This window comes from Sutterella parvirubra YIT 11816, assembly GCF_000250875.1.
Classification (GTDB): Bacteria; Pseudomonadota; Gammaproteobacteria; order Burkholderiales; family Burkholderiaceae_F; genus Sutterella; species Sutterella parvirubra.
In genome coordinates this window covers 30,050-38,032 of record NZ_JH605003.1, presented here as the reverse complement: position 1 = coordinate 38,032, position 7,983 = coordinate 30,050, and the positions used below count along the sequence as shown (strand labels likewise).

7 protein-coding genes are annotated in these 7,983 nt (G+C 67.7%); 5 read left to right on the top strand and 2 right to left on the bottom strand.

The genetic code is table 11. The features are described from left to right. The 5 genes from lnt to HMPREF9440_RS07995 form a co-directional block, all read left to right on the top strand. Positions 1–1,464 (top strand): apolipoprotein N-acyltransferase (gene lnt, locus HMPREF9440_RS08015; RefSeq protein WP_172634297.1); only part of this gene is annotated, 1,464 nt, incomplete at its 5' end. Between the two features lie 116 nt (positions 1,465–1,580). Then, entirely contained in the window at positions 1,581–2,489 is a 909-nt protein-coding gene (glyQ, locus tag HMPREF9440_RS08010; protein WP_008543173.1) for a glycine--tRNA ligase subunit alpha, read from the top strand. Positions 2,490–2,511: 22 nt separating this feature from the next. Continuing rightward, positions 2,512–4,602 carry a glycine--tRNA ligase subunit beta gene (gene glyS / locus HMPREF9440_RS08005; protein ID WP_008543172.1) on the top strand — a complete coding sequence of 697 codons (2,091 nt, stop codon included), beginning with the start codon at positions 2,512–2,514 and terminating at the stop codon, positions 4,600–4,602. A gap of 137 nt (positions 4,603–4,739) precedes the next feature. After that, entirely contained in the window at positions 4,740–5,462 is a 723-nt protein-coding gene (locus tag HMPREF9440_RS08000; protein WP_008543171.1) for a lysophospholipid acyltransferase family protein, read from the top strand. After that, positions 5,456–6,199, top strand: coding sequence for a M48 family metallopeptidase (locus HMPREF9440_RS07995; protein WP_008543170.1), 744 nt, complete (start codon positions 5,456–5,458; stop codon positions 6,197–6,199). Before HMPREF9440_RS08000 ends, HMPREF9440_RS07995 begins: the two co-directional genes overlap by 7 nt. Positions 6,200–6,265: 66 nt before the next feature. On the opposite strand, the gene rsmA is transcribed toward HMPREF9440_RS07995, so the two are convergent. Then, a complete protein-coding gene (gene rsmA / locus HMPREF9440_RS07990; RefSeq protein WP_008543168.1) occupies positions 6,266–7,066 on the bottom strand; it encodes a 16S rRNA (adenine(1518)-N(6)/adenine(1519)-N(6))-dimethyltransferase RsmA in 801 nt (266 codons plus the stop codon). Beyond that, positions 7,047–7,983 (bottom strand): 4-hydroxythreonine-4-phosphate dehydrogenase PdxA (gene pdxA, locus HMPREF9440_RS07985; RefSeq protein ID WP_008543165.1); only part of this gene is annotated, 937 nt, incomplete at its 5' end. The genes rsmA and pdxA, both read right to left, overlap by 20 nt.

The following is a 7,983-nucleotide window of genomic DNA, read 5'->3' as shown; positions in this document are numbered from 1 at the left end:
GCGGCCTCCTTCGGCGGCGTTCTTCCCGCACCCGTGCGCGCGCTCCTCGCGCTGCTTCTTTGGACCGCGCTTCTCTTCTCCGCTTCCCGCCTCAAGCCGCTTTCCGCCTTCGCACTCGTCTGGGCGTTCGGACTCGGTTGGTTCGCGCCGGGACTCGCCTGGACGTCGGAGAGCATGATCGCGCACGGACACGTCCCCGTGTCGCTCGCCTATGCGGGCGTGGCGCTTCTGGGCCTCATCTGCGGCTTCTTCCCCGCGCTCGCCGCAGGGCTCGCCAGCCGCTTCACGGAGGGTCCCGCGAGGGCGATCCTCGCCGCGTCCCTGATCGGCCTTCTCGAATGGGTCCGGGGCTCGGGGCTCGTCGACTTCGGTTGGCTGACGCCCGCCTACGCGCTCCTCGACACCCCCTGGGCGGGCTTTGCGCCGGTGTTCGGCGCCGAAGGGGTCGGGATCGGCTTTCTTCTCACCGCAGGGCTTGTCGCCGCCGGTTTGGGCTGGCTCTTCTCCTTCGGGCACAAGCATTCCGTGCGGGGAGCGGCCTCCTTCGCTGCGGCGCTCCTCACGGTGCTCGCGGGCTGGGGCCTCACGGTCGTCCCCTGGTACGAGCCCGCGTCGCCGGTCCCCTACCGCATGATCCAGGCGAACCAACCCGTCGCCGACCTCTTCACCCGGGTCGACCCGGTCTCGAGAATCGAAGAGGTCCGCGCGCTTCTGCGCGGCGTCGAACCGGTGCGGCCGGGCGTGCCCGTCTTGACGCCCGAAGGGGTGCTTCCCACCGCCTGGGACCGGCTTCCCGAAGCGGCGCGTGAGGCCTGGGTGGGGCTCCTCGCGGAGGCCGCCGCCCCGGTCCTTCATACGAATTTCCGCCCGACCCCTGCGGGTTGGGCCAACAGCGCCTTCTGGCAGACCCCCGACGGCGGCCTCGTCATCAACGACAAGCGCAAGCTCGTGCCCTTCGGCGAGTACGTTCCGGCGGGGTTCCGCTGGTTCACGGATCTCCTCGGCATCCCGATGGCGGATTTGGCGGAAGGCGCCGCGGATCAGCCCAACCCCGAATGGGCGGGGCGGACCTACGGCCTTCTCATCTGCTACGAAAACCTCGACGGCACGGTCCTTCGCGACCTCGCCGCGGCGCGCGTGCCGGACGTCTTCCTCATCACGTCGAACCTCGGATGGTTCGGCCCCGCCGTGCAGGGCCAGCACCTCGACATGACCCGCATGCGGGCCTTGGAAGCCGCGCGTCCGATCCTCTCCGTCAACATGAACGGCATGAGCGCCGCGGTCGACGCTTCGGGCCGTGTGCTTGCGGCGCTCCCCACGGGGACGACCGGCGTCCTCCAGGGTACGGTGCCGGGCGCCGCAGGCGCGCCGACCCCGTACCTCCGTTGGGGCATCCTCCCCATCCTCATCCTCACGGTACTCACGGCCGGGATCGCCCTCGTTCTCGGGCGGCCGCGCCGCTGAGACGGCCGCGCCGTCGGGTCTATAATTCAAAATCTTTCTGCTTCGACGCCGCGGGTGCCGAAGCACCCGATTTTTCAATCACTTGGCGCCCGCCTCCCGCGCGGCGTGACTTAAGCATGATCACCTTTCAGGAAGTCATCCTGCGCCTGCAGGAGTATTGGAACCGTCAGGGCTGCGCTCTCCTGCAGCCGATCGACTTGGAAGTCGGCGCGGGCACCTCGCACACCGCCACGTTCCTGCGCGCTTTGGGGCCGGAACCCTGGCGCGCCGCGTACGTTCAGCCTTCGCGCCGTCCGAAGGACGCGCGCTACGGCGAAAATCCGAACCGTCTGCACCAGCACCACCAGTACCAGGTCGTCCTGAAGCCGTCGCCCGTCAACATCGTCGACCTCTATCTCGGGTCGCTGCGCGCGCTCGGGATCGACACTGAAGTGAACGACATCCGCTTCGTTGAGGACAACTGGGAGAACCCGACGCTGGGCGCCTGGGGTCTCGGCTGGGAAGTCTGGATGAACGGCATGGAAGTGACGCAGTTCACGTACTTCCAGCAGGTGGGCGGCCTGGAGTGCAAGCCGATCACGGGCGAAATCACGTACGGGCTCGAACGCCTGACGATGTACCTGCAGCACTGCGACAACGTCTTCGACCTCGTCTACACGACGTGGACCGACCCCGACGGCAACGAGCGCAAGCTCACCTACGGCGACGTCTTCCACCAGAACGAAGTCGAACAGTCGCACTTCAACTTCGAAGCGAGCGACCCGGTCAAGCTCCTCGCGCAGTTCGACCTCTTCGAGAGCGAAGCGAAGCGCCTGATGGACCTGAACCTCGCGCTCCCGGCCTACGAAATGGTTCTGAAGGCCGGCCACACCTTCAACCTGCTCGATGCCCGAGGCGCCATCTCCGTGACGGAACGCGCCGCGTACATCGCGCGCATCCGCAACATTTCGCGCTCGGTGGCCCAGAGCTACTACGACGCGCGCGAACGTCTCGGCTTCCCGATGCTCAAGAAGCAGGGCGAATGAGATCGAGGAGGACGAAAACAAAATGACGAATCTGCTCGTTGAACTTCAGACCGAAGAACTCCCGCCGAAGGCTCTGGAGAAGCTCTCCAAGGCCTTCGCCGACGGCGTGGCGAAGAGCCTCGCCGCGCAGCACTTCACGACGGCCGAGAGCCGCGTGACCGCCTTCGGCGCCCCGCGCCGCCTCGCCGTCCACGTGACGGACGTTTTGGCGGAAAGCCCCGAAGAACCCTTCACGCAGAAGCTCGTGCCCGAGCGCGTCGGCATCGACGCCGAAGGCCGCGCCACGCCGGCCTTGACGAAGAAGATGGCCTCGCTCGGCATCGCCTGCGACGTCGCCGACCTGAAGCGCGTCGACGACGGCAAGAACGTTCAGCTCGTCTTCGAAGGCGTCCGTCCGGGCGTCGCGTTGGCGGCCGGTCTTCAGACCGCGCTCGACGACGCCGTGCGCGCGCTCCCGATTCCGAAGGTGATGACCTATCAGCTGGCCGACGGCGTGACGACCGTTGCGTTCGTGCGCCCGGTGAAGCACCTCACGGCGCTCTTCGGCGCCGACGTCGTCCCCGTCAAGCTCTTCGGGCTCGACGCCGGCCGCGTCACGATGGGCCACCGCTTCCTCTCGCAGGGCGAAGTCTCGATCGCGGACGCCGACGCCTACGCCGAAACGATGCGCGCCGCGCACGTGATCCCGGCCTTCGACGAACGCCGCGAACTGATCCGCGAGCTTCTCACGAACCGCGCCCGCGAAGCCGGCGCCGAAGTGATCCTCCCCGAGGACCTTCTCGCTGAAGTCACCGCGCTCACGGAATGGCCGGTCGTCTACGAAAGCTGCTTCGAAGAGGAGTTCCTCTCGGTTCCCGAAGAGTGCCTCATCCTCACGATGCAGCTCAACCAGAAGTACTTCCCGATGCGCGACGCCTCGGGCCGTCTGATGAACCGCTTCCTCCTCGTCTCTCAGCTCGAAGCCAAGGACGGCGGCGAAGCGATCCGCACCGGCAACGCCCGCGTCGTGCGCGCGCGTCTGGCCGACGCGAAGTTCTTCTACGACCAGGACCGCCAGCAGACGCTGGAGAGCCGCGTCGAAGGCCTCTGCCACGTCGTCTACCACAATAAGCTCGGCACCCAGGCCGAACGCATGGGGCGCGTGCGCCAAATGGCCGGTCTCTTCGCCGACCTGATCGGCGCCGACCGCGCCCACGCCGAACGCGCCGCGATGCTCGCGAAGGCCGACCTGCGCACCCTGATGGTGGGCGAATTCCCCGAACTTCAGGGCATCATGGGCGAGTACTACGCGAAGAACGACGGCGAACCCGCCGACGTTTCGCTCGCGATCCGCGAACACTATCAGCCGCGCTACGCGGGCGACGCGCTCCCCTCGACGCCGGTGAGCCTTGCGGTCGCCTTGGCCGACAAGATGGAAACGCTGACGGGCCTCTTCGGGATCGGCCAGATGCCGACGGGTGAAAAGGATCCGTTCGCGCTCCGCCGTCACGCGTTGGGCGTGCTGCGCATGCTCATGGAAAAGGGCCTCAAGGTGAGCCTGCGCGCCCTCGTCGACGCCGCCTGGGAAGCCGAAAAGGGTGTGGCCGGCGTCGCCAACCGCCGCGAAGAGCTCCTCGGCTTCTTCGGCGACCGTCTGCGCGTCATGCTCCGCGATGCGGGCTACAGCGCGCAGGAAGTCGACGCGGTGCTCGCCGTTCCCGTCGAAACGCTCGACGAACTCCCGCGCCGCCTCGCCGCCGTGCGCGCCTTCATGGCGCTCCCGGAAGCGCAGGCGCTCTCCGCCGCCAACAAGCGCATCGGCAACATCCTCAAGAAGATCGAAGGCGACCGCCCGACGAAGGTCGACGAGGCGCTTCTCGCCGAAGCCGCCGAAAAGGCGCTCTTCGCGGAATTGGCCGCGCTCGAACCCAAGGTTCAGGCGCTCTTCGCCGAAGGCCGCTACGAAGAGATGCTCGTTTCGCTCGCGGCGCTGCGTGCCCCGGTCGACGCCTTCTTCGAAGCCGTCATGGTCAACGCCGAAGACGCGGCGCTGCGCGCCAACCGTCAGGCGCTCCTCGGCCGCCTCTACGACGTGATGAACCGCGTCGCGGACATCGCCCGACTCGCGCAGTAAAAAGCGCACCCGTCGCGGGCACGTTCCAACGTGCCCCTTGACGGATGAGAAAGCCCGGTCACATTGCCTTTTCGAGGGCGGTGCGCCGGGCTTTTCTCCTTTAAAATTCAGTCGCTTTTTCCTTGGGAACCCCCGCCATGTCCACGCTTCGCGGATTCGTCTTCTACCTCGCGCTCGCGGCCACGATCATCGTGCTCACGGTGCTCCTGCTCGCGACGAAGCCCTTCCTGTCGCTCGACCGCCGCTACGAGTCGATCTGCCGCCCCTGGGCCGAGACCGTGCTTTGGCTCCTGCGCGTCATCTGCGGGATCCGGCTGGAGACGCAGGGCATGGAGAACATGCCGGCGGAGGGCGGCTTCGTCGTTCTCTCGAAGCACCAGTCGGCGATGGATCCGTTTCTTCTCACCGCCGTCCTGAAGCGCCCGGCCTGCTACCTCTACAAGAAGAGCCTCCACTGGATTCCCTGCCTCGGCTGGGCGATCTGGTCGATGGACATGCTCGCGATCGACCGCGCCAAGGGCCGCAGCGCCTTTCAGAGCTTCATGAAGAAGGGCCCCGAGGTGCTCGCGCGCGGCTGGTGGATCTGCCTCTTCCCCGAAGGGACGCGCGTGCCGCCGGGCGAGCGCGTCCCCTACAAGACGGGCGGCGCGCGCTTTGCGTGCGCCACCGGCACGCCCATTCTCCCGATCGCGCACAACGCGGGCCACTGCTGGCCCAAGAACAGCGTCGCGAAGAACCCGGGCGTCGTGCGCGTCTCGGTGGGGCCCGTGATTGAAACCGCCGGGCGCGACCCGCATGAGGTCTCGCGCGAGGTCGAAGCCTGGATCGAAAACGAAACGGCGAGGCTCGACCGATGCTGAAGGAAGGCCTCCGCACGATGGTGTTCCCCGAGGGGTCCGTCACGTTCAACCTGAAGTTGAACGGCCGTCGCCGCTACTCGCACACGCTCTACCTCCTGGACGGGGGCTCCGCCATGATCGAGTCGCCCCGGGGCTCCAGCCTGGAGCAGCTCCGCAAGGTCGCGAACCGTTGGCGCGAATCGATCAACAGGCACGCCCGCGAGGCGGCGGAGGCCGCCAAGGCCGCGGGACATGCGCCCGGGCCGGAAGCGTCCGACGTTCCGGCGCGGCTCCGCATCCTGGGGGAACTCATTCCCCTGAAGACCGGCGTCGCCGGCGCGTCCTTCCGCACCGCGGCGCTGAAGGACGGCGCCGTCGTCACGTCGGCCGAGGCGCCCGACGAGATCAAGGCGGCCCTCAAAACCTACTACCGCGCGCGCCTGGAAGAAGAGGTGGTGAAGCGCCTCGCGCACTTCCGCCCGCTCGTCTGGCGCCCCTGGACGGCGATCTCCTACGGGAGCGCGAAGCACTGCTGGGGCCGCTGCAACGCGCGCGGGCACATCCGCTTTTCCCTGACGCTCCTGATGCTCCGCCCGAAGGAGATCGACTACATCGTCGCGCATGAGCTCGCGCATCTGCGGCACCTGAACCACGAGCCCGTCTTCTGGGCGGAGGTCGGACGATTGATGCCCGACTGGTTCGAGCAGAAGACGTCGATCGAAAGGACGAAGCTGGGCGCGCCCTGGTTCATGAGCTGAGCGCCTGATATGAAAAGCCCCCGCACGGCAGGACCGTCGGGGGCTTTTGAATGGGGGCGCGGGCCGTCAGGCCTTCTTCGCCGCGGCGGCGTTCGCGAGCGCCACGAAGGCGTTGACGTCGAGCGCCTCGGCGCGAAGCGTCGGATCGATCCCGGCGGCGCGGATCTCGTCCTCCGTGAGGAAGGCGGAGACGGCGTTGCGTAGCGTCTTCCTGCGCTGCTGGAAGGCGGCCGCGACGATCTCGCCGAAGACTTCGAGGTCGACCTCGGGGAGGGACTCCACCGGACGCGGAATCATGCGCACGATCGAGGACGTCACCTTCGGAGGCGGCACGAAGGCGCCCGGCGGCACGTCGAAGAGCTTGTGCATGACGTAGCGGTACTGAAGCATCACGGAGAGCCGCCCGTAGGTCTTGCTCCCGGGCTCGGCCGTCATGCGGTCGACGACTTCCTTCTGCAGCATGAAGTGCTGGTCGATCACGCGGTGCGCGCCCTTCATCAGCGCGAAGAGCAGCGGCGAGGAGATGTTGTAGGGGAGGTTCCCGATGATCCGGAGGCGCTTCCCTTCCAGAACCGTCGCCCAGTCGAGCGTGAGCGCGTCGGCTTCGATGAGCGTCAGCGCTTCGGGTGCGAACTGCGTGCGCAGAAAGGCGGCGAGGTCGCGGTCGATCTCGACCGCGGTCTCGTGACCCGCGCAGGCGATGATCTCGCGCGTCAGGGCCGCCTGCCCCGGTCCGATCTCAATGATCGCGTCTTCGGGCTTGGCGTCGATCGAGCGGACGATGCGGCCGATCCAGTGCTGATCGTGGAGGAAGTTCTGTCCGAAACGTTTGCGGGCGCGGTGCCCTTCAAGCCATTCTTGCTTCACGGTTTTTGCTGAGGGTTTGGGCGAGTTCCAGGGCGGCCGTCATGCTGCGGTGGTCGGCGACGCCGCGCCCGGCGATGTCGAGCGCCGTGCCGTGGTCGACCGAGGTGCGCACGTAGGGAAGCCCCAGCGTGACGTTGACGCCCTCGACGAACCCGACGTGCTTCAGAACCGGAAGGCCCTGGTCGTGGTACATCGCGAGGACGGCGTCGTAGGACGCTTCGCGCCCGGGAATGAAAAGGGTGTCGGCGGGGAAGGGCCCCTCGATCGAGCACTCGGGGTGCTTCGCTCGGGCGCGCAGGATCGCGGGCGTGATCACCTCGATTTCCTCCATGCCGAGTTCGCCCGATTCGCCCGCGTGCGGGTTGAGGCCCGCGACGGCGAGGCGCGGGTGCGCGAAGCCGTACTCACGGCGAAGCGCCGTGAGGAGGATGTCGAGAATGTCGTCCAAGCGCTCGGGCGTGATCGCCGGAGCGATCTGCGAGACCGGGAGGTGCGTCGTCGCGAGCGCCACCTTGAGCGCGTCCTGACGCGGGGTGGAGACGAGCATCATGACGACGCGCTTCACGCCCGCCTTCTGTTGGAAGAATTCGGTGTGGCCGGAGAAGTGGCTCCCCGGACCGCAGAGCACGCTCTTCTGCACGGGGCCGGTGACGATCGCGCGGTAGCGCCCCGACGCGGCGCCTTCGTGCGCGAGCGTGAGCATCTCAAGGACCGCGGGTGCGTTCCGGCGGTCGAGCACCCCCGGGACGGGCGCTGCGGCGAGCGGCACGTGCCGGAAGGAGACGTGCGCGGGCGCGGGGCCCAAACCCAGCGCCTCCGCGGTCTTTTCGAGTTGCGTCCGGTCGCCGATCAGCTCCACGCGCGCACGGGTCTCCCAGGCCGCCCGGACGGCGACTTCGGGACCAATCCCCGCGGGC